Below are 22531 nucleotides of genomic sequence, written 5' to 3'. Positions count from 1 at the left end.
TTACATGAGGGGTAATTTAATTTTTATAAAGGATTTATTGAATGTAGATATTATAGCACGGACTCAAGAAGAACTTTTTACTATATTATCAAAACCATTGTCGGATAATGGTTTCACCACCAGTGATTATTTGACAGGTGTTATTGAGCGGGAAAAACATTTTCCGACAGGATTGCCCACTAAACCATATGGCGTTGCACTGCCCCATACTCTGCCCAAATATGTGATTAAAAATTCTATTAGTGTGGGAGTTCTGAAAGAACCTATTAAATTCAAAATTATGGGGAGTGAAAATGACTATATCGATGCGAAAATAATATTTTTGTTGGCATTGAGGGAAAATAGAAAACAATTGTGGATGCTTCAGGCAATTATGAATATGATTCGTTCCAAAGAAATATTAAATAAAATTGCTACAGCAAAAAAAGATGATGTATTTGAAATTATTAATAAAAATTTATTTTAAGGAGTGAGAACATTATGTCAAAAAAACATGTACTGTTTGTATGTGCAACAGGAATTGCTACATCTACTGTAGTAGCGGAAAAAGTCACGCAGTATTGCAAGGAAAAGGGACTGGAAATTGAGTATCATCAATCAAATGTGGCCAGTGTACCTAAAAATTGTAATGGCATAGATTTGATTATTTCAACAACTAATATTCCATATAAATTAGATGTACCGGTAATCAGGGGATTAAATCTTTTGACAGGGATAGGGGAAGACGACACACTGAAGAAAATTTATGACATTTTAATCAAATAGGAAAGAGGTGTTTTAATCATGGATTTTAGTTCATTCTTACTTGACACTGTAAAATATATTTTAAGTTTTGGTCCAACAGTTATGCTGCCATTGGTTTTATTTGTACTCGCAATGTTTTTTAGAATTCCGGTTTCTATTGCGCTTAGATCCTCATTGACAGTGGGGATGGGATTTGTTGGGATATACGCCATTTTTGGAATATTAACCAATAATATTGGACCTGCTGCCCAATCAATGGTCACACATAGCGGCATAAATTTACCTATAGTTGATCTTGGATGGCCACCTCTTGCTGCTATAACATGGGGGTCACCTATAGCCGCTTTTGTTATTCCATTGACAATATTTATCAATATTGTTTTATTGGCTTTTAATTTAACTCGGACCGTAGATGTTGATATGTGGAATTATTGGCATTTTGCATTGGCCGGTGCATTGGTATATTACAGTACGGGCAGTTTTGTATTAGGCCTTTTGGCTGCTGGAATAACAGCTGTGGTAATATTTAAATTAGCGGATTGGTCTGCTCCCTTGGTAGAAAGATATTTTGGACTGGAAGGAATATCTTTGCCTACACTCTCATCGGCCGTATTTTTCCCAATAGGATTATTGGGAGATAAAATTATTGATAAAATTCCAATTATAAATAAAATTCATATAGATCCACAAAGTATACAAAGAAAATTTGGCGTATTCGGAGAACCAATGTTAGTCGGTATTATCTTGGGGATTATGGTGGGAATTCTTGCAGGTTATAATTTTAAAAATACACTGATTTTAGGAATAAATATCGGCGCTGTTATGTTTATTTTGCCCAGAATGGTAAAAATTCTTATGGAAGGACTTCTCCCATTATCGGAATCAATAAAGAAATTTCTTAATAAAAAGTATCCTAATCGTAAGGATTTATATATTGGACTGGATATTGCTGTGGCTATTGGTAGTCCGGCAATAATTTCTACAGCATTGTTGTTGACTCCTCTCGCGGTTGTATTTGCTTTTCTTATACCAGACAATCAGGTTTTGCCGTTGGGGGATTTAGCTAATTTAGCTGTATTTGCTTCAATGATAGTTTTAGCTACTAAGGGAAATATTTTTAGGGCAATTATCATTGGTATACCATGTATGATAGGAGATTTATTAATAGCAACTAATATAGCACCGTTTGTTACGCGTATGGCAGAAGATGTTCAGTTTAATTTCCCACCGGATTCCAGTGGTTTAGTTTCTAGTTTTTTAGATGGGGGTAATCCATATCGATTTTGGATTATGAAAATATTCCAAGGAGATATTTTATCAATAGTGTTGATTCCTATTATTGCTGTTATTATATATTTTGTTTATAAATGGACAAAGGGATATGTTTATGGTAAAAGTGAAAGTTGATTTTGTTCTTGATATAGGTTCAACTAATACAAAAATATCATTGTATTTAATTAACAATACAAAAAATATTGTTCAAAAAATATTCGATACTCCTAAAATTTCTAATAACAATAATGAAGATTTCGATTATGTAAAGCTATGGAAAATAATAGAAGACCAGATTATTATATTTAATACCAGCGGACTATATATTATTAAAAAAATAATTATAGCAAGCGTGGGTGAAATGGGAGTATTGATAACCGAAAATGGCAGTGTAGTTGGTCCAATGATAGCATGGTATGACAAAAGAGGGGAAAAATATCTTAATTCATTATCACAGTCTGATATCAATGAGGTATATATGATTACGGGACTTCCTGTTCATAGTAATTATAGTGTGTTCAAAATTAAATGGTTATATGATAAATTTATTGCGAATTCAAATATTGCTGTTAAATGGCTCAGCCTCCCTAACTATATTGCCTATCTTCTCACCGGAGAAAGGTCGATGGAGTATACTCTTGCAAGTAGGACAATGCTGTTAGATATAAAAAATAAGCAGTGGTCAAAATTTTTATTAAGGAAATTTAATCTTCCCCTTGAAATTATGCCTAGGATAATTCCTAATAATTCTGCTGTTGGAATTATTTCGGATGTAATGGGGAAATATTTAAAATTTCAGGATGATTGCAAAGTTTATGTTGCGGGACATGATCATATGGCAGGTTCTGTATCAGTTAATTTAAAAAATAATGAATTACTTAACTCTACAGGAACAACTGAAGGATTATTATCAATATGTGATAACGTAAATATAAATGATAATTCATTTAAAAGAAAACTTTCTAATGGCATTTATATTGATAATGAAAGATATACCTTATTTGCATCATTACCCTGCGCTGGAATTTGTTTTGAAAGTTTTCAAAAATTATTTGGGTATAGTTATGAAGAACTGGTTAATTTTTTCATTACGATAAAAACCGAATATGCAAAATTGTCCACTACGACCGAGACTAATTTATTTTTTCCTCACTTACGAGGTAATGGTTCTCCAGAAAAAAATATTTTTGCAAAAGGATTATATTATGGTTTTACGAATAAAATATCTTCCAAACAGCTATTATTTGATATTTCTGCAGGGTTATGCCTGGAATTGAAAAATTTATATAATTGCTTTGATGATACAGGTAATAAGTTTGATATTATTAAAGTTATTGGTCCGGCTGTAAAAAATGAATTTTGGTTACAGTTGAAAGCTGATATTTTAAATAAACCTGTTATTGCAATAGATATTCCGGAAACAGTATCATATGGGGCAGTGTGCTATTTTGAGAAGTGCAATGCTAAGACAGAAAGAATGAAAAAATATTTACCTAATGAGTACAAAGCTTCATTTTTTAAAAAACTATACGATAAATATAAAAAGATTTACGATCTTAAAGTAAATATGGAAAGGCAATGTATATAGTATTTTGTTAGAAACAGGTTACAGTTTATCGACATAAATCAGACGATAAATTAAAAACCAATATTCCCTGATTTTTACTGGAAATCGGGGAATATTGGTTTTTATAATTTTAGATTAACATTTGACCTGATGCTCAGATACCTTCGCCATCCATTCCGGTAAAACCCTGAAAACGATATTTTTCAGTGCGTTCAACCTGAACTACACGGCCTGCTTTTATTATTATTACTATATTACCATATTCAAGATTGTAAAATTCCTGCTGAATTTTTTGGCAGACTGGATCATAATTGATAATAGCTGATTTTTGGGTATAGGTTTGAAACTTTTTAAGATCTGACAGACGAATCTTTTCATTACGTTCAACTTGGATTAAACATGAATTCTGTACTATTAAGGTTATTTCTCCATGAAAAACCGCTTTTAACAAAGTAACTATCAGTTTCATGCCAGCAGAATCTATTTTAGGATGTTTAGCCAAAGTTTTATTATCTGTCATTTTATCCCCCTCAATCAAATTAATCATACATTACGGATAAAGTATGATAATATAAGCAAGTATAATCGTTTGTATAAGAATTGTCAATATGAAAAATAGAAAATTATTAATTACTGTAACCCTTAATATATTTAATATTGTAATGATAATGAACATATAACCTGTATTATTTATAAAATTTGCGAATAATGCAGGTTATACAAATATAATGTAGAATATATATCTAAATTAATTTGAAAATTTCTACATTGATGAGGGGTGACGTTGATGAAATGGTTTGAGAATTTGAAGATTAGGGAAAAGCTTATATTGCTGATTGCTGTTTTCAGTGTAACTATCTTGGTTATTGGAAGTATAGGGTATTTGGATTTGAAAAAAAGCAATGAGGATACCGACAAAATGTATAATGAAAATATGATGCAGGTAGATTTGGCGCATCAGAACAGTACATATATCGGACAGATACGCAGTGATTTATTTGAACTCATGCTGACAAAAGATCAGGCAGAAAATGTTCGCATTGCAAAAGAAATCGAAGATATGCGGACAATGTATGGAAAAAATATGGAACAGTTGAATTCAATGAATTTAAGTCCGATACAGCAAGAAAAACTTAAAGCTCTTAATAAAATTTTAATAGAATATAAAAAAGAGAATAATGTAGCCTTAGATTTGGCAAAGGCAAACAGAAATCAGGAAGCATATGATTATTATCAAAATAATGTAGCAGGGCTGGCTTCAAAAACAACACAATTATTAACAGATATGACGTCAATTGCCAAAGATGAAGCAAAAGCTATGAAACAAAAATCTGATGAAGACTTGAATAGTATGAAAACAGTATTTATTATTATTATTTTGGCAGGTATATTAGTAGGAGTTTTGTTGGGGTGGCTGGTTATCAGACAAATTGTCAGACAGTTGGGGAATTCTATTGATTTCCTCGATAAAATTGCTTCGGGAGATTTTTCGGGAAATGTTGAAACCAAGCATCTCGAGGATAAAAGTGAATTTGGTTTTTTGGCAAAAGCTATTGATCAAATGAATCGAAATGTGCGGGCGCTTATCAAACAATTGATAAATACATCTGATCAGTTGGCGGCTGCGTCAGAAGAACTTACTGCAAGTGCCGAACAATCAGCGCTTGCAACTAATCAAATAGCTGAATCTATTACAGAAGTTGCAGCAGGAGCCAATAGACAGCTTGAAATAGCTATAGCAACAAATCATGTTGTTGAGGAAATGACAATGGGTATCCACCAGGTTACCAAAAATACGGTAGATGTGGCTTCGTCTTCAGAAAGAACATCGGATGCTGCAAATGAAGGACATAGAGTAATTGAGGAAGCTGTCAGCCAAATGAAAACCATAGGAGAAAAAACAGACAATACGGCAGATGTTATTGAGAACCTGGGGGAAAAATCAAAACAAATTGATACGATTGTCGGTTTGATCTCACAGATTGCTGAGCAAACAAATTTACTTGCACTCAATGCGGCCATTGAAGCTGCCCGGGCCGGATCAGCAGGTCGGGGGTTTGCGGTGGTAGCTGACGAAGTGCGCAAGCTCGCTGAGCAATCGGCTTCAGCGACCAAGGATATAACAACTATCATTGATGAAGTTCAGGCGAAAACAAGATCGGCGATTGTTTTTATGAATGAAAGTAAAAAAGAGGTTAAAAATGGCAGAGATCTTGTAGATATTGCAGGAAGAAATTTCAAAGAAATTTTGACTATGGTGCAGGGGATATCTGGTGATATTCAAGATATATCAGCTGCTGCTGAAGAATTGACGGCAGGCAGCGATGAGGTTATAAAGTCAGCAAAAACAGTTGAGGGTGAAAGTAAAAAAGCGGCGGAAGAAACAGAAACAATATCGGCGGCCGCTGAAGAGCAATCAGCATCTATTGAAGAAATAGCTTCGGCCAGTACTCATTTGGCACAATTGGCTTCAGAACTACAGGACGCTGTCAATAAATTTAAGATATAAATTTATTGACAGGCTGTGAATATGCTGGTATTCTAATCATATTATATTTATTCTATGCCGATTAGAAAACTAAAGGCTGGAAAAAGCAGATAGAAGGGTTGACTGCTTTTTCCAGCCTTTTTGCTATTGAAAATATATTATCGGTTTGATAAAGTGGCAGGAGGGTTTTTATGAATATTACATTGAATGGTAAAATAGTATTTTTGGACAAAAAAATGATGGTTGATGAACTTTTGGAGGTAACAAAAGCACAGACCCCGGAATATATTACGGTTCAGATCAACAATGAATTTATCGACAAAGCTGATTTTGGTATAACGCCAATTAATGAGGGTGATACTGTTGAATATCTTTATTTTATGGGAGGTGGTCAGTGATGGAAATAACTAATGAACAGATGGAACGGTATTCCCGGCAGATTATTTTGCAGGGTGTAGGAGGCAAAGGACAAAAAAAACTGCTTCAGGCAAAAATTCTGATTATTGGCATCGGAGGTTTGGGTTCTCCGGCAGCAATGTACCTTGCTGCAGCGGGGCTAGGTACAATAGGACTGGTGGATTTTGATAATGTTGATTTATCAAATTTGCAGCGTCAAATAGTACATTCAACGAATGATATTGGCAGACCAAAAGTTTTATCGGCAAAAGAAAGTATCACAGCGATAAATCCTGATGTAGATGTAGTTACATATCAAGAAATAGTAGATTCCGGTAATTTAAAAAATATTATTAAGGATAGGGATTATGATTTTATTCTTGACTGTACGGATAATTTCCCTGTAAAATTTTTGATTAATGATGCCTGTGTACTTTTGCAAAAACCATTTTCCCATGCTGGAATTTTAGGATTCAAGGGACAGACAATGACTTATGTACCCGGTAGAGGCCCTTGCTATCGCTGCGTTTTTCAAACACCACCGCCGTCTGATGCAGTACCAAGCTGCAAACAGGCTGGGGTATTGGGAGTGCTAGGTGGAATAATAGGGACACTGCAAGCCACCGAGGCAATAAAATACATATTAGGACTGGGAAATTTATTAACGGGGTGTTTGCTGACTTATGATGCATTGACGATGGATTTTAGGAAAGTTAAGCTTTCCCGTAATAAAAAATGTGCAGTCTGTGGTGAAAAGCCAACTATTACAAGGTTGATTGATTATGAACAACCAAAATGTGAAACAAGAAGGTTGAGCTGATGATTGTTTTACAAAAAAAACAAATGGAAGATATTGTCAAATTTGCCAAAGATAATCTGCCCAATGAAGTCTGCGGGCTTATCAGTGGAATAAAAAATGGACAAAAAAGCATTGTAGAAAAAATATATTTTTTAACTAATATGGATCATAGTTCAGAGCATTTTTCTATGAATATAAAGGAGCAGTTTGATGCAATTAGGGATATGAGACAATTTGGATACATATTGCTTGGTAATTTTCACAGCCATCCATCTTCACCGGCAAGACCATCGGATGAAGATAAAAGATTGGCATTTGATGCAGCACTAAGTTATCTTATTTTATCATTGGCGGATAAGAAGCCTATATTAAAAAGTTTTAAAATAGAGAATAAAATTTCCAGTGAAGAATTAATAACGATACTATAGCAGGGGGAAATTAAGTGGAAAATGTTGATTATAAAGAACTAAAAAAAGGCGGATTTATGCGTCAAATACAAAAAGATCATTTTTCTATGCGTCTAAAATCAGTCGGCGGACAATTAACGGTACAGCAGCTTAAAACGATTCAAAAAGTAGCCGAACAATATGGACATGGTTATATTCATTTAACTTCACGGCAGGGCGTGGAAATTCCCTTTATCAATGTAAATAATATCAGTCAAATAAAGACGCAACTGGCTGAAGGCGGCGTGAAGGTCGGTGCCTGCGGTCCAAGAGTGAGAACGATAACGGCCTGTCAAGGTAACAGCGTTTGCCCGTCAGGTCTTATCAATACGGTGGAAGTGGCTGAAGGACTGGAAGAAAGATATGGCGGCAGGGAACTGCCCCATAAATTTAAATTTGGTGTTACGGGTTGTTGTAATAACTGTTTAAAGGCTGAGGAAAATGATCTTGGTATAAAAGGCGGTATAAAACCCTTATGGAATAGTTCAAAATGTACTTTTTGCGGGTTGTGTGGGGCAATATGTCCCGGTAAAGCCATAGAAGTTGGTAAGATAGATAAAAAATTGCATTTTGAGTCAGATAAGTGTATTTATTGCGGTAAGTGCGTTAAAATTTGTCCTACTTCAGCATGGTCTGGGGAAAGCGGTTTTATTGTATCTTTTGGTGGACTGTACGGAAACAGGATAACCATTGGCAGGAGATTGCTGCCATTGATTTTTTCTACAGAAATTTTATATAAAACAATTGACATTGCACTGGCTTTTTTTGAAAAAAATGCAAAGAATGGTGAAAGATTTGCAAATACGTTAGACCGAGTAGGCTGGAAATTATTGGAAAAGGAGCTGAACAAAGCATTATGAGTATAAAGGCAGATGATTTTGTAGATATTACCGATGTGGTTTGTCCGGTTACCTTTGTAAAAGCTAAGATGAGTATAGAAGAACTTGAGAATGGACAAATACTTGGAGTAAAACTCAATGAAGGGGAACCCCTTTTAAATGTACCGCGCAGTTTTAAAGATGAAGGACATAAAGTTATTGAGGTAAATGATAATGGCGATGGGACTTTTACTGTTTTTGTGGAAAAAGGCGGATTGTAATTAAACCAAACTTGAATGAAAAAATGCCGATGAAGCTATTTTACTTCATCGGCATTTCGTTTATTTAAAAAAGCGTTTAATTTTATCCTGCCAGGTTTTTTGCTCCGGATTAACATTTTCATTGTTTTCTGAGGCAAATTCTTCTAATAATTCTTTTTGTTTGGTAGTTAATTTTTGTGGTGTAAGTACTTTGACTTTTATGTGCTGATCACCGCGTCCAATACCACGCAGATATGGAACACCTTTATTTTTCATACGCAGAATAGTACCTGATTGAATACCCGCTGGGATGGAAATTTCGACTTTTCCATCAAGAGTAGGGACTTCAATTTTGTCGCCTAATGAGGCTTGAACAAATGAAATCGGGACTTCGCAAATAACATCATTGCCGTCACGGTGGAATATTTTATGTGGTTTAACTGTAATGTAAACGTATAAATCACCGGGGCTGCCACCTCTGGTACCGGCTTCTCCACCACCGGATACCCGGATGCGGGAATCATTGTCCACACCAGCAGGAATCTTTACTTTTATTTTGCGGCGCACTCGTGTATGTCCTTCACCATGACAGTCAGGACACGGTGTTTTTACTATTTTACCAGTACCATTACAACGATCGCAGGTACGGGTATTTACCATGCGCCCAAAAGGAGTATTGTGAACTTCTTGTATTTGGCCGGTTCCGTGACATTTAGGACATTCTTCAGGTTGTGTTCCTGGTTTGGCACCGGTTCCGTGACATGTTTTACATTCTTCAGTGCGAGGAATAGTAAGCTCTGTATCTTTACCGAAAGCTGCTTCTTCGAAACTTATTTCCAAATTATAGCGTAAGTCATCGCCTCTTTGTGGGCCTTGCCGCCTGCTGGAGCGGCCACCGCCACCGCCAAAAAAGGCATCAAAAATGTCACCAAAATCACCGGATGAGTCACTGAAACCGCCAAATCCACCGAAACCACCAAAATTACCAAATCCACCGGCACCGGCTCCCGCACCGCCATCAAAAGCTGCGTGACCAAATTGGTCATATTGTGCACGTTTTTTGGAATCTGATAAAACTTCATAGGCTTCATTAGCTTCCTTGAATTTTTCTTCGGCTTCTTTAGGGTTGTCCTTGTTAAGGTCAGGATGGTATTTGCGGGCCAATTTTCTAAATGCTTTTTTTATGTCGACCTCGGTTGCATTTTTAGGAACGCCGAGGACTTCGTAATAATCTCGTTTTTCGCTCACTTTATCCACCTTGATATATAAATAAGATTAACCTGATGACTTCGAGTATCGCAAAGTCATCAGGCCAGTAATATTACCTGTTGTCATCTGCAAGAAAAGTTACAGATAAATTATTTTTTGTCGTCATCAACTACCTTGTAGTCAGCATCGACAACATTATCATCATTTTTCTTGGTATCGTTTGGTGCAGACTGCTGAGCCTGCTGTCCGCCGGCAGCCTGACCTTGAGCTTGCTGAGCCTGCTGATACGCTGCTGCGCTCATTTCGTAAAGTGGTTTTTGCAATTCTTCAGTAGCTTTCTTGATAGCTTCTGTATCAGTGCCTTTTAGAGCTTCCTTGACTTTATCAGCAGCTGATTGAATCTTTTCTACAGCAGATTTATCGGCTTTATCACCCAGGTCTTTAATCGCTTTTTCGGCTTGGTATACCATACTGTCAGCATTGTTTCTAACATCTATTTCTTCTTTATGTTTTTTATCTTCTGATGCATGGGCTTCTGCTTCTTTGACCATGCGGTCAATATCTTCTTTACTCATGCCGCTGTCGGATTGAATAGTGATTTTTTGTTCTTTACCGGTACCGAGGTCTTTAGCTGAAACATTAACAATACCATTAGCGTCAATACTGAATGTAACTTCGATACGAGGTACTCCTCTTGGAGCCGGTGGAATATCGGCAAGTTCAAAACGGCCTAAAGTTTTGTTGCCGGCTGCCATTTCCCGTTCACCTTGCAGCACATGTATGTCAACAGATGGCTGATTATCGGCAGCTGTTGAGAATACCTGGCTCTTAGAGGTAGGTATGGTGGTGTTTCTTTCAATAATTTTGGTGCATACACCGCCTAAAGTTTCAATACCAAGCGACAGCGGAGTAACATCCAATAAGAGTACATCTTTTACATCGCCGGCCAGGATACCACCTTGGATAGCAGCACCGATAGAAACACATTCATCAGGGTTTACACCGCGGTTAGCTTCTTTACCAAGTTCTTTTTTTATTATTTCCTGAACAGCTGGAATACGGGTCGAACCACCGACAAGAATGATTTTGTTGATGTCGTTAACAGTAAGATCAGCATCGGCCATAGCTTTTTTAGCCGGTTCAATCGTAGCGGCAACAAGATCGGCGGTTATTTCGTTGAATTTAGCGCGGGTCAAGGTTAAATCAAGATGTTTAGGACCGCTGGCATCAGCTGTGATAAACGGCAGATTGATATTGGTCGAAGTCATATTAGAAAGTTCGATTTTTGCTTTTTCAGCAGCTTCTATAAGACGCTGTGCACTCATTTTGTCTTTTGACAAGTCAATGCCATTAGATTTTTTAAATTCATCTACCATCCAGTCCATAACACGTTTATCAAAATCATCACCACCTAAATGAGTATTACCATTTGTGGCTTTGACTTCGAATACACCGTCGCCGAGTTCCAGAATGGACACATCAAATGTGCCGCCACCTAAGTCGAATACAAGAATAGTTTCATCTTTATCCTTATCAAGACCATAAGCCAAAGACGCTGCTGTAGGTTCGTTGATAATACGCAAAACTTCAAGGCCGGCTATTTTGCCTGCATCCTTAGTGGCCTGACGTTGGCTGTCATTGAAGTAAGCAGGAACAGTAATGACCGCTTGGGTCACTGTTTCGCCAAGATAAGCTTCAGCATCTGCCTTGAGTTTTTGCAGAATCATGGCGGATATTTCTGGTGGTGTATAGTCCTTGCCGTCGATAGTTACTTTGTAATTTTCTCCCATATGGCGTTTTATGGAAGCTATGGTCCGGTCAGGATTGGATACAGCCTGGCGTTTTGCCAGTTGACCGACTAAACGTTCACCATCTTTAGTAAAACCTACTACTGACGGTGTAATGCGGCTGCCTTCCGGGTTGGTTATAACTGTAGGTTCGCCACCTTCCATAACTGAAACTACTGAGTTGGTTGTACCTAAATCGATACCAATTATTTTTGACATTATAAAATTCCTCCTATATATTATGTATTAAATATTGCTTATTGAATGATTCCCCAAACAAGTCAAACCACCAAAATGATTTTCTACCCTTGATGGGGAAATGGATAATGTTAATTGGAAACAACTTTTACCATTGATGGGCGTATCACCCGGCCGTGTACTATATATCCCTTTTGCAGTTCCTGTTCAATCGTATTGTCTTCTTTTTCAGCATCTTGCACACGCATCACAGCCTGATGAAAATTGGGATCAAATTTTTCACCTGTGGTTTTTATGGTTTCAAGGCCATTTTTGACGAGAACTTCATTGAATTGGGTAAAGACCATTTTAATGCCCTTTTTTAAAGCATCAATATCATCACCCTCAACTGCCAATGCCCGTTCAAAATTGTCAAGAATAGGCAGCATGTCCTTAATTAAACCTTGTAAGACAACATCGGCAATTTCAGATTTTTCCTGAGTACTGCGGCGTCGGAAATTAGTAAAATCAGCCTGCAGTCGTTTGAAACGATCATCGGCTTCCGCCAAAGACTTTTCACCTGCGGTAAGCTGGGTCATCAAAGAATCGATGTCGGCAGATTTTTTATCAGCTTCATCATCCGCTGACTTTTCAACTGCGGGTTTTTGCTGATCTTCTTCAGTATGTTTGTTTTCATCCGACAATTTTTGAGCTTCTGCCGATACAGCTTCATAGATTTCTTTTTTCATGTCATCTAACTTTTCGCTGTCCTTTTTTTTCATGTCGTCTTTAATGTATGGCATATTTAACCTCATCTCTTTAATAGTATCTATGAAATATCTATAAAAATCTTTTTAAAATATGAGCTAGATTATCATTCATGAATTTTAGTAAAGCAATTACTTTACTGTATTCCATACGAGTCGGTCCGAGTACGGCAATAGTTCCAAGCTGTTCGCCGGCCAGATGATAAGTAGCTCTTATTACACTGCAATCCTGGATGCTGCTGTATTTATTTTCCTGACCGATAGTTATCACAAGGTTGGCCTTGGAATCTTGAGTATTAAGAATGTCACGTAGGATAGGTTCTTCTTCCAGCATAAGCAGTATGCTCTTGACTTTATTTATATCATGAAATTCCGGTTGATCCAGCAGCTGTGGTGTTCCTTCGGTGTAAATCTGATTACGCTTTTTACCGGCCATAGCATGATCAATAATATTTATCACTTTATTGAAAACAGCAGTGCCAATCATTTGCGAGCGCATCTTATGAATTTCATTCATGCTGATTTCACCTATTTTTTTACCGGACAGATAGTTATTCAAACCAGCGGCAATTTGTTCGAAATCGGTAAATGATGTACCGGCGGGCATATCAATTATCTTATTTTCAATATAACCGCTGTCACTCATTATAGCAGCAACTACATGATTGTCATCCAATGCAACAAATTTTATATAACTGAAAGTGGCTTCGGCGAGCTGAGGTGTTATAACCATTGATATATTGTTGGTCAGATAAGAAATTATTTTGGCTGTTTCGCGAAATACACCTTCCAAACGCTGCACTTTTGTATTATACCACTGCTCAATCAGATTTGTTTCTTTATTGGATAACTCAGTTGGTGTGAGTAAATCATCCACGTAAAAACGGTATCCCTTCGACGAGGGGATACGACCTGATGAAGTATGAAGATGTTCAATATATCCTAAAAGCTCCAAATCTGCCATTTCATTCCGTATCGTAGCAGGGCTTATACCAAGATTATACTTCCTGGCAATAGTCCTTGAACCAATAGGTTCGGCCGTTGAAATATAATCATCAATAATAGCCTGCAATATACGTTGTTTCCTTTTGTCAATCATGACAGCACCTCCTCTATTGAACAAAGTGCCTAGCAGATAATTTATTAGCACTCTCGATTGGTGAGTGCTAATTTCTAATTAAAAATATACAACCATTTAATCAAAATGTCAAGAAATTTACAATAAAATTATCAATTAGTAAAAATGTTATCAGACTATTAATTGGTATATAATAGTCTATATCAATTAATAATTCAGGAGAAAATTATGGAAGAAATAATAAAAGCAGCAGCCGCCTCGCTTGTCGATGCAACTATTGTCTCACAAGAAGGACTTAAAGTAAAGCTTGTTAATAATGATATAAAAAAAGGAATGTCTGTTATTGGATGTATTGAAAAATTGTTGGATGGTTGTGATTATTTTCGCTTCGCTGTTGCTTTTATTACACAAAGTGGTTTGATAATGCTTAAGGATAGTTTGAAGAGATTACAGATAAATGGAGTAAAAGGCCAGATATTGACTACTGATTATCTCGCATTCAATGATCCGCGGACATTGGCACAGATAAATAAATTACCTAATGTCACTGTACGAGTATATACCAAAAATAATTTTCATATTAAAGGGTATGCATTTTTAGCATCAGATAAGATAACTTATCTGATTGGCAGTTCTAATATCACACAGGAGGCATTTAAAGCTAATCAGGAATGGAACATAAAGTTTACTTGTACCAGTCAGGGAGACCTTGCCAGAAAGTTGAATAGTGAGTTTGCTGCACTATGGGATGCAGGACAGGAAATTTCTGCTGAATGGTTAAAACTATATCAGCAAAAATTTCTTTCATTAAAAAAAATATATAAAATGCGACAATCAATATCGACTGATATTGATTCTATTATAAGACCCAATGCAATGCAGATGCGAGTATTGACAAAAATAAAAAAACTCTATTATGACGGGAAGAAAAAGGCACTGTTGATTTCTGCAACAGGAACGGGGAAAACTTTTTTGAGTGCTTTTGCAATAAAGGAAAGTAATTCACGACATATATTATTTATAGCGCATCGGGAACAGATTTTGCTGCAGGCTGAAAAAAGTTATAGGGAAATATTAGGAAAAATTGATACTGGTTTTTTATCGGGCAGTGAAAAAAATATAAGTGCGGATTATGTTTTTGCAACTATAAATATGCTGGCTAAAGATGATATTATGAGGCAGTTTTCCCCCACACATTTCGAGTATATAATAATTGATGAAACACATCGTGCCGGAGCTAAAAGTTATCAAAAAGTCATCAGTTACTTTAGGCCGCGATTTATGCTTGGCATGACGGCAACACCAGAAAGAACCGACGATTTTGATATATATAAGCTGTTTGATAATAATATCGCCTATGAAATACGCTTACAAGAAGCGATGCAGGAAAATCTGCTATGTCCTTTTCATTATTTTGGTATAGCGGATATTGAAGTTGCCGGAATGATTGTTGATGATAATACGCATTTTAGTAATTTGGTCAGTGAACAGCGTGTGCAGCATATAATAGAACAAGCCGGATTTTATGGATACAGTGGGGAACGATTAAGGGGATTGGTATTCTGCCGAACGGTGGATGAGGCAGCGGAACTTTCACACAAATTTAACGAACGAGGGTTCTGTACGATTGCTTTATCCGGAATTGATACGCAAGGCAGTAGAAATGATGCCATCAGTCGACTGGAGCAGCCTGAACGACAGGGAGGGCTGGATTATATATTTTCTGTTGATATTTTTAATGAAGGTGTCGATATTCCTGCGGTAAATCAGATAATTATGCTGCGTCCGACAAAATCACCAATTGTGTTTGTACAGCAACTGGGACGGGGGCTGCGTAAAGAAAAAGAAAAGGATTACTTAGTAGTTCTTGATTTTATTGGTAATTATAGTAATAACTTTATGATTCCGATAGCGCTGTTTGGAGACAATTCTTACAATAAAGATAATATGCGGCGCTGTATCAGTGACGGCAAAAATATTTTATATGGACCTTCAACAGTAAACTTCGATACAATTGCCAGAAAACGCATTTATGAGGCGATTGATAAGGCCCATTTAAATGATGTGTCATTGTTGAAGAAAGCCTATGAAGACTTAAAAAATAAACTGGGAAAAATTCCGCAAATAAATGATTTTTCTTATTTTGGCACAATAGATATTATGCGTTATTGGGATAAATTTGGTTCATATCATGCATTTTTGCAAAAATATGAACCAAATTATAACGTTGCCTTAACAGGCGTGCAAGAAGAAATATTACAATTCATCTGCAAGCGCTTCGCTCGTGGCAAAAGAATATATGAAATAGAATTATTGCAGATACTACTTGAAGGAAAAGAAGACATATTTACTGTGCTGACAGCTGCTTTAGCACAGCAATATCATATAGGACTGCCAGACACAGTCAAAGAATCTGTAATAAATAATATGACAAATGTTTTTACTATCAGTAATGAAAGAGAGAAATACCGACATTGTGTATTTATTCAGCAAACAGACAGTAAATACGTGATTTCTGATGTTTTTCGTGCATGTTTAAAAAATAAGGCTTTTAAAAACGAATTAATTGATGTACTGGCTTATGCAAGAAATAATTATCAAAATAATTACTATGATACTTATGCAGAAACAGACCTGTGTCTTTATCAAAAATATACATATGAAGAAGTCTGTTGGCTGTTAAATTGGCCGCATAAAATAAATCCTAATGCCATGGCCGGATACTTTTATGAAAAAAATACTCGCACAATACCGGTATTTATCAACTATATAAAAGCGGATGCTAAACGTGTGGCATATGCCAATAAATTTTTGTCGGATCAACGGATAACAGCTTATTCTAAATTAAACAGAAGGGTTGATTCTCCGGATGCCAGACATATTTATAATGCTGATAATGAGAATAATCGCTTGTTTTTATTTATTAGGAAACCGTATGAAGACAAAAACACCAAGGAATTTTATTTCCTTGGTGATATACATGCTATAGGGAGACCAGTGCCGGCGCCGCGTTTTAACGGATTCAAAATTGTCTATGAACTGATGACACCGGTACGGGAGGATATTTTTGATTATTTACTTAGTTGAAAGGAATGTTAAAGACGTTTTTTAGCAATTACACGGCGCATCTTTTTAATATTGTCTACATAGGAAGCATGGTTTTTCATAGCTATCCCCGTGTATAAAATATCAACAATGGCAATATGCACAAGTCTTGATGCCATTGCCTCCGAACGATAACGAACTTCGCGGCCCATACCAGTCAGCGTAATGTCAGCCAATTTAGATAAAGGAGAATGATTGTAACTGGTGATGGCAATAACTTGGGCAGTACTTTGCTTGGCAATCCTCACTGATTCCAAAAGTTCAATTGACGCCCCGGTATGGGATACGGCGATGACCACATCATCTTTTGATAAAAGTGATGCTGAAGTGAATTGCTGATGTGAGTCTGAATAGGCTTGGACCGGTATACCAAAACGAATAAACCTTGTTTCAATATCGCGGCAGATGGTGGCAGAATTGCCGAACCCGTAAGCAACAATACGTTTGGCACTGCTTAGTAAAGTAACGGCATGTTTTACGTCATTAAAATTCAAGAGTTTTAATGTATCCTGCAACCCGTCCGATATGTTTTGGAAAATTTTTCCGGCTATTATGTCATAGGTATCATCAATGTTTATATCCCTATAAATAGTTTCGTCTGGAGAGAAGATTTCTCTCGCAAGAGAAATCTTTAATGCCTGCAGACCATTGAATCCAAGCTTTTTGCAGAACCGAGATACAGTTATTTCTGAACTGTGTGTATTATTGGCAATCTCGGATACTGTCTGATCAATAAAATCTTTAGTGTTGGCAAGCAGATAATCTGCTATATGTTGTTCTGATTTGGTGAGATTATTGTAGGAACTGCGCAATATAGGCAGTTGATTTATAGCTTCTTTTGTCATCGTCATCACTCATATTTTATATTATTTACTGTAGTGCTCTTGCCATTCATGATGGAAGGTTCCCGGTTTATCAATTCTTTCAAAAGTATGGGCACCAAAATAATCACGCTGGGCTTGGATGAGATTGGCACCTATTTTGGGACTGCGGTGAGCATCTATATACTGCAGAGCATTGGAAAATGCCGGGATAGGAATACCATTATTCACAGCCAGGCAGATAATGCGGCGTAAACTGGATTGATTAGTATTTATATTATCAAGGAAAAATTCATCAAACATCAAGTTGGATAAATTTTCATTTTTTTCGTAGGCGAGGGTAATTTTATTTAGAAATTCAGCTTGTATAATGCAGCCGGCTCGGAAAATGGCAGCAATTTTAGCAAAATTGAGTTGCCAATTGTAATTTTTACAGGCTGAACGATATAGTGAAAAACCTTGGGCATAAGCAATTATTTTAGCAACATAGAGACTCTTTCTTACTTCTTCAATAAAATTGTCAGGGAGATTTTTTGCACAGGTGGGAATGTTGATTTCATTGGCGGCTCTTTGCCGATCGTCTATCAGGTTTGAAACTACGCGAGTATTACAGGCGGCAGTTATCATTGATATGTCAACACCCTGCTTTAGTGACTGGATGCTTGTCCAGCGACCGGTACCTTTTTGTCCGGCACTATCGATGATTTTATCGATGACTTGGCCGCCTTGTGGATCATCTTCAGCAAAAATGTCAGCAGTGATACCAATTAAATAACTGTGAAGTTCACCTTCATTCCATTCATGAAAAATTTGTGAGAGTTTTTTATTATCAAATCCACCGATATAATGTAATATTAAATACGCTTCTGCTATAAGCTGCATATCCGCATATTCAATGCCGTTATGAACCATCTTTACGTAATGGCCGGCACCGTTTTCACCAATATAAGTGCAACATGGTTCACTGCCGACATGGGCGGAAATTGCTTCTAAAATAGGCTGGATTTGTGAATAAGCGTTTTTATTACCGCCAGGCATTATGGAGGGGCCGAACCTGGCGCCTTTTTCACCACCGGATATGCCCACACCAAAATAATTTATATCTTTTTCCTGAAGGAAGGCATGACGGCGGATCGTGTCCTCAAAATAAGAATTACCACCGTCAATTATGATGTCTCCCCTATCAAGATATGGCAATAATTCGTCTATTACCATATCAACGGGTTTGCCGGCTTTTATCATAAGCATTATTTTGCGAGGATGTTGTAAAGAATTGATAAAGTCAGCTAAAGTGTAAAATCCAGTCATATTTTTGTTGGGGTTTTTTTCAATAACTTCTTTTGTCAATATGGCTGTACGGTTATATGCAGCAACTTTAAAGCCATGATCGGCCATATTTAGAGCAAGATTGCTACCCATCACTGCCATACCGATGATACCGATATCCATTTGTGGCATTTTTTCATCGATCCCTTCATAAATGCTAAATTTATTAAATCATAAAATAATATATTTTATGATTTATAAGAAATACAAAATTTTCAGTTAAATATTTCTTGTAAATCATTCTATCATAAGAAAACGCATTATGCAATACAAATATCATTTTAATAATAAATAAATGACATTTGTATTGCATAATGCGTTTATTGTGTTTTAATAAAAAAATAATTTCTAAGATTTTCCTTAATTTAAAGGCTTTATTGCATATTGTAGATTATATTTAAAGAAAAAAATAAATAAAAACATATTTACAAAAAATCTGACAAATAATATTATACAATCATAATTTACACCTGACCAGTTATGATTATGGAACAGCTAATTTTTCAATCGTCCGAAAAAGCCTTCATAGGCAGAGTTGTTAGGAGAGTAGCCCTTTGATCGCTGGAGTCCAGCTTTTTCTATTTAAGATATCCAGCCAGGCCATCGGTAGTGACACCCGTGGCCTGTATGCACTAATGGCTGCTCGTAAGGTACGGATGGCATCATCTAACATACTATTGACGAGATTGGCATCTGGTACAGTGCTGATCTTCCATGTGGGGAGCATTCCGTCAAAGCAATCCACGATAGGTGAAAGATATACTTTTCCGGCAGGAATAGAAAATTCTGTTATATCGGTCAGCTATTTTTTGTTTGGTGCATCGGCATGAAAATCGCGCGCGATTATATTTTGTACTGCCGGAGTAATTTCACCTTTGTGTGAACTATATTTTTTGTTTTTTCTCTTACTCTTTGCGATAAGATTGCACTCGGACATGATTTTACGAACTATCTTCTTAGAAATTCGAATACCTGCTCTCGTCAACCTAGCATGAATATGGCAATAGCCATAGTGCTCAGCATTCTCAGCAAATAATGTTTGGATTGTAGCACGTAATGATTCGTATTTATCTGGAAATGATAAACGTTTATGTTGGTAGTAATAATTACTCCTTGATAGTTTTAGCTTTATCAAAAGAACTGGCAGTGAATATTTATTTTTTAAGGCATCGACAATCACTGCCTTTTCATGTTTTTTGAGTATTGTCGTGTCGACGCTGGGGTCTTTTTTAGGGCTGTTAAAGTTTCTTTCAGAATATCTATTTCTAGTTGCATATCCTTCATCTGGGATTTCAAGTTTTCAATTTCTTCGGAGGAGACAACTTCGCCTTCAGGCAATTTTCCTCGAGGAATATCACCGATATTCATAAATGCTGCAGTTCCTTTCAGAATGTACTTTTTGCGCCAAGCGTAGATACAGGCTCTACTGTAACCGATTTCTTTTGATACTCATTGTACATTCTCACCAAGCTCGAAGCAACGATGAACTGTTGCTAATTTAAGCTCAAGTGGAGGATGTCTAGGGTGAACTGGCTTGTTATTCCATTTCTTTTTGGAAGCCTTTATTTTTGGAGGAGAATCTCTTACGACTATCCACGTATATTATAATGGACCCAAGGATTCAGACCAGTACTGAAAATTTTAAGAGCACATGATATAGTATAGGTAACAAAATAGGAGGTTGTTATCATGCCAAGAAAAAAGTACACTGCTGAGTTCAAAACAAAGATGGTTTTGTCGATTCTTCAAGGCGATAAGGAATTCAATGTTATCTGTTCTGAGAACGACTTGAATCCGAGCATGGTCCGAAAATGGAAGCAGGATTTTCTAAAAAATGCCCATCTCGCCTTTGGTATAGATTCTGAACGTAAGGCCGTTCAGAGAAAGGAGGATGACCTGAAGAAAAAGAACGACCAGATGCTTAAGACCATCGGTCAGTTGACGCTGGAACGCGACTTTCTTCAGGACTGCTTTTGCCAAGCTGGAGAAGCCATCCCACAAATCCCAGAATATGATTCAAAGGGATAATGAGCTCTCCATACGTCGTCAGTGCGAGCTGTTGAGGCTGAATCGCTCCGGCCTGTATTACAATGCCATCCTGCCGGATGCAACAGCTGTTGAATTCGAAGAGTCTTTAATGGCGCGTATCGACCATTGGCATACCAGATGTCCTTATCTTGGATCTCGTAAAATTATCATCAAGCTGCTGGAAGACGGCTTTCCCGTATGTCGTAAGACTGTGCGCCGGTTAATGCTGAAAATGGGGATCTATGCCGTTTATCCTAAGTCCAATCTATCCAAAAGAAATTTCAAGGAGGCTATCGTGCCATATCTGCTACGCGATTATACGGCATCATATCCTAATCAGGTCTGGTCTATCGATATCACCTATATTCCAATGCCGCATGGTCATATGTACCTGACAGCAATCATTGACTGGTATAGCCGACGGCTGGTTGGACACTATCTCTCTGACACATTAGATGCGACTTCTGTCATTTATACAGTAAAGGAAACCGTAAAAAAGTGTGGAATTCCCGCCATTATCAATTCAGATCAAGGAAGTCAGTTTACCAGCGATGACTATAAGGCATTGCTTCACAGTCTTAATATCCGACAAAGCATGGATGGTAGAAGCCGCTGGGCTGACAACATCATGATTGAGCGATGGTTTCGTAGTCTCAAGACAGAACAGCTCTATCCCAACGAATACCATTCACCAAGAGAGTTGCGTCAGCTGATTAACACGTATGTAGATGACTATAACAACATACGCCCCCACCAAGCCTTAGGTTATAAGGTCCCAAATGATTTCTACTTCGGCAGTTTTGCTGCGTAGACTTACTTTGTTTGATGACACGCTTAAAAATTTACGAAGTGGTCTTGACAAGGGGCCCATTATAGAATTTTACTAGCGAATAACGCTATTTATCATTGGAAAGCGACAATGAAAATATTTTTATTAACAGCTGAACTTCGAGTTCATTGTTTTGTTTTGTCAAAGACATTTTTTCAATGATGTTATAACGAGGCGATTCATTAATATCATGTAAAAAATTTAATAGTTGAAAGTAATTGCCTTGTACTTTGGCCTGTATGGGGATTTCATGGTAAGATGACAATTTATTTGCTGGAGCTGCCGGTGCAATATGAATTATCCTGATAGAATTTTTATTGGCAATAGATTGTAAATCGGCGATAAATTTTGCTTCGTCTTTATTGTTTGGTAATTTGTTTTCCCAAAATATATTATTTTCAAATATTTCAGCAGCATAGGCATCTGTTTTGTCATGATCGGCAGCAAAGGTTTTTAAATCGGTAATTTGTTTTTGATTGACGGAAATGTTGTTATGAAGCTGTTGTAATTCTAGTTTGCCAGGGGAGTATAGTAGATAATAAAAAGCTATGTTCCAGATTATCATGGCAATGATTGTAATTAATATATTGTACTTGTCTTGTTTTACCATATGG

At 36.8% G+C, this 22531-nt stretch carries 22 protein-coding genes and 1 pseudogene; 13 read left to right on the top strand and 10 right to left on the bottom strand.

Going from position 1 to position 22531, the window contains the following annotated elements:
* Positions 1–4: 4 nt before the first annotated feature.
* The 4 genes from F8M42_RS10465 to F8M42_RS10450 are packed head-to-tail and all read left to right on the top strand — an operon-like array spanning position 5 to position 3604.
* Positions 5–466 carry a PTS sugar transporter subunit IIA gene (locus tag F8M42_RS10465; protein WP_182186543.1) on the top strand — a complete coding sequence of 154 codons (462 nt, stop codon included), beginning with the start codon at positions 5–7 and terminating at the stop codon, positions 464–466.
* A 14-nt stretch (positions 467–480) separates the two neighbouring features.
* The gene (locus F8M42_RS10460; RefSeq protein ID WP_182186541.1) at positions 481–765 is read left to right on the top strand and encodes a PTS sugar transporter subunit IIB; all 285 of its coding nucleotides are present in this window, start codon (positions 481–483) and stop codon (positions 763–765) included.
* Positions 766–783: 18 nt separating this feature from the next.
* Positions 784–2151, top strand: coding sequence for a PTS galactitol transporter subunit IIC (locus tag F8M42_RS10455; protein WP_182186539.1), 1368 nt, complete (start codon positions 784–786; stop codon positions 2149–2151).
* Complete coding sequence (locus tag F8M42_RS10450; protein ID WP_182186537.1) at positions 2132–3604, top strand: FGGY-family carbohydrate kinase; 1473 nt, start codon at positions 2132–2134, stop codon at positions 3602–3604. Before F8M42_RS10455 ends, F8M42_RS10450 begins: the two co-directional genes overlap by 20 nt.
* A 133-nt stretch (positions 3605–3737) precedes the next feature.
* On the opposite strand, the gene F8M42_RS10445 is transcribed toward F8M42_RS10450, so the two are convergent.
* Positions 3738–4103 carry a YezD family protein gene (locus F8M42_RS10445; protein ID WP_182186535.1) on the bottom strand — a complete coding sequence of 122 codons (366 nt, stop codon included), beginning with the start codon at positions 4101–4103 and terminating at the stop codon, positions 3738–3740.
* Positions 4104–4370: 267 nt separating this feature from the next.
* Here F8M42_RS10445 and F8M42_RS10440 point away from each other — a divergent pair, with 267 nt between their 5' ends.
* The 6 genes from F8M42_RS10440 (at position 4371) to F8M42_RS10415 (ending at position 8811) form a co-directional block, all read left to right on the top strand.
* Positions 4371–6092, top strand: a complete 1722-nt coding sequence (locus F8M42_RS10440; RefSeq protein WP_182186533.1) for a methyl-accepting chemotaxis protein — start codon at positions 4371–4373, stop codon at positions 6090–6092.
* 170 nt (positions 6093–6262) lie between these two features.
* Positions 6263–6469, top strand: a complete 207-nt coding sequence (thiS, locus tag F8M42_RS10435) for a sulfur carrier protein ThiS (protein WP_182186531.1) — start codon at positions 6263–6265, stop codon at positions 6467–6469.
* Positions 6469–7287 carry a HesA/MoeB/ThiF family protein gene (locus F8M42_RS10430; protein ID WP_182186529.1) on the top strand — a complete coding sequence of 273 codons (819 nt, stop codon included), beginning with the start codon at positions 6469–6471 and terminating at the stop codon, positions 7285–7287. The genes thiS and F8M42_RS10430 overlap by 1 nt, the downstream gene beginning before the upstream one ends.
* Positions 7287–7694 (top strand): M67 family metallopeptidase, encoded by a 408-nt coding sequence (locus F8M42_RS10425; protein ID WP_182186527.1) that lies wholly within the window; start codon positions 7287–7289, stop codon positions 7692–7694. Before F8M42_RS10430 ends, F8M42_RS10425 begins: the two co-directional genes overlap by 1 nt.
* Before the next feature lie 14 nt (positions 7695–7708).
* Positions 7709–8572, top strand: a complete 864-nt coding sequence (locus F8M42_RS10420) for a 4Fe-4S binding protein (RefSeq protein WP_182186525.1) — start codon at positions 7709–7711, stop codon at positions 8570–8572.
* Complete coding sequence (locus F8M42_RS10415; RefSeq protein ID WP_196595002.1) at positions 8569–8811, top strand: sulfurtransferase TusA family protein; 243 nt, start codon at positions 8569–8571, stop codon at positions 8809–8811. The genes F8M42_RS10420 and F8M42_RS10415 overlap by 4 nt, the downstream gene beginning before the upstream one ends.
* 60 nt (positions 8812–8871) lie before the next feature.
* On the opposite strand, the gene dnaJ is transcribed toward F8M42_RS10415, so the two are convergent.
* The 4 genes from dnaJ to hrcA form a co-directional block, all read right to left on the bottom strand.
* Positions 8872–10038, bottom strand: coding sequence for a molecular chaperone DnaJ (dnaJ, locus tag F8M42_RS10410; RefSeq protein ID WP_182186524.1), 1167 nt, complete (start codon positions 10036–10038; stop codon positions 8872–8874).
* Positions 10039–10148: 110 nt separating this feature from the next.
* Positions 10149–12005, bottom strand: coding sequence for a molecular chaperone DnaK (dnaK, locus tag F8M42_RS10405; protein ID WP_182186522.1), 1857 nt, complete (start codon positions 12003–12005; stop codon positions 10149–10151).
* Between the two features lie 110 nt (positions 12006–12115).
* Complete coding sequence (grpE, locus tag F8M42_RS10400; RefSeq protein ID WP_182186520.1) at positions 12116–12766, bottom strand: nucleotide exchange factor GrpE; 651 nt, start codon at positions 12764–12766, stop codon at positions 12116–12118.
* Positions 12767–12803: 37 nt separating this feature from the next.
* The gene (gene hrcA, locus F8M42_RS10395) at positions 12804–13829 is read right to left on the bottom strand and encodes a heat-inducible transcriptional repressor HrcA (RefSeq protein ID WP_182186518.1); all 1026 of its coding nucleotides are present in this window, start codon (positions 13827–13829) and stop codon (positions 12804–12806) included.
* Positions 13830–14036: 207 nt separating this feature from the next.
* Here hrcA and F8M42_RS10390 point away from each other — a divergent pair, with 207 nt between their 5' ends.
* On the top strand, positions 14037–16895 hold the full coding sequence (locus F8M42_RS10390; RefSeq protein ID WP_182186516.1) for a DUF3427 domain-containing protein: 2859 nt from the start codon (positions 14037–14039) through the stop codon (positions 16893–16895).
* 8 nt (positions 16896–16903) lie between these two features.
* Here the strand turns inward: F8M42_RS10390 and F8M42_RS10385 are convergent, their stop codons facing one another.
* The 4 genes and pseudogenes from F8M42_RS10385 to F8M42_RS10365 all read right to left on the bottom strand — a co-directional run bounded on the left by F8M42_RS10385 (position 16904) and on the right by F8M42_RS10365 (position 20428).
* Complete coding sequence (locus F8M42_RS10385; protein WP_182186514.1) at positions 16904–17758, bottom strand: MurR/RpiR family transcriptional regulator; 855 nt, start codon at positions 17756–17758, stop codon at positions 16904–16906.
* A 21-nt stretch (positions 17759–17779) separates the two neighbouring features.
* Positions 17780–19192 (bottom strand): decarboxylating NADP(+)-dependent phosphogluconate dehydrogenase, encoded by a 1413-nt coding sequence (gene gnd / locus F8M42_RS10380; protein WP_182186512.1) that lies wholly within the window; start codon positions 19190–19192, stop codon positions 17780–17782.
* Between the two features lie 369 nt (positions 19193–19561).
* Positions 19562–20240: pseudogene (locus tag F8M42_RS13890) on the bottom strand (IS3 family transposase); the annotation flags it as partial.
* Positions 20237–20428 (bottom strand): hypothetical protein, encoded by a 192-nt coding sequence (locus tag F8M42_RS10365; protein ID WP_182186507.1) that lies wholly within the window; start codon positions 20426–20428, stop codon positions 20237–20239. The gene F8M42_RS10365 and the pseudogene F8M42_RS13890, both read right to left, overlap by 4 nt.
* A 321-nt stretch (positions 20429–20749) precedes the next feature.
* Between F8M42_RS10365 and F8M42_RS10360 the strand changes: the two genes are divergently transcribed.
* A complete protein-coding gene (locus tag F8M42_RS10360) occupies positions 20750–21088 on the top strand; it encodes a transposase (RefSeq protein ID WP_182185465.1) in 339 nt (112 codons plus the stop codon).
* Positions 21072–21899: an IS3 family transposase gene (locus F8M42_RS10355; protein ID WP_182185463.1), complete on the top strand. Its 828-nt coding sequence runs from the start codon at positions 21072–21074 to the stop codon at positions 21897–21899. The genes F8M42_RS10360 and F8M42_RS10355 overlap by 17 nt, the downstream gene beginning before the upstream one ends.
* 85 nt (positions 21900–21984) lie before the next feature.
* Here the strand turns inward: F8M42_RS10355 and F8M42_RS10350 are convergent, their stop codons facing one another.
* Positions 21985–22527: a type IV pilus inner membrane component PilO gene (locus F8M42_RS10350; RefSeq protein ID WP_182186505.1), complete on the bottom strand. Its 543-nt coding sequence runs from the start codon at positions 22525–22527 to the stop codon at positions 21985–21987.
* Positions 22528–22531 lie beyond the last annotated feature (4 nt).

The sequence above is a fragment of the Pectinatus frisingensis genome (genome assembly GCF_014076555.1).
Classification (GTDB): Bacteria; Bacillota; Negativicutes; order Selenomonadales; family Selenomonadaceae; genus Pectinatus; species Pectinatus frisingensis.
Note: the sequence above shows the minus strand (reverse complement) of the source record. Positions and strands in the feature narration are given on the sequence as shown.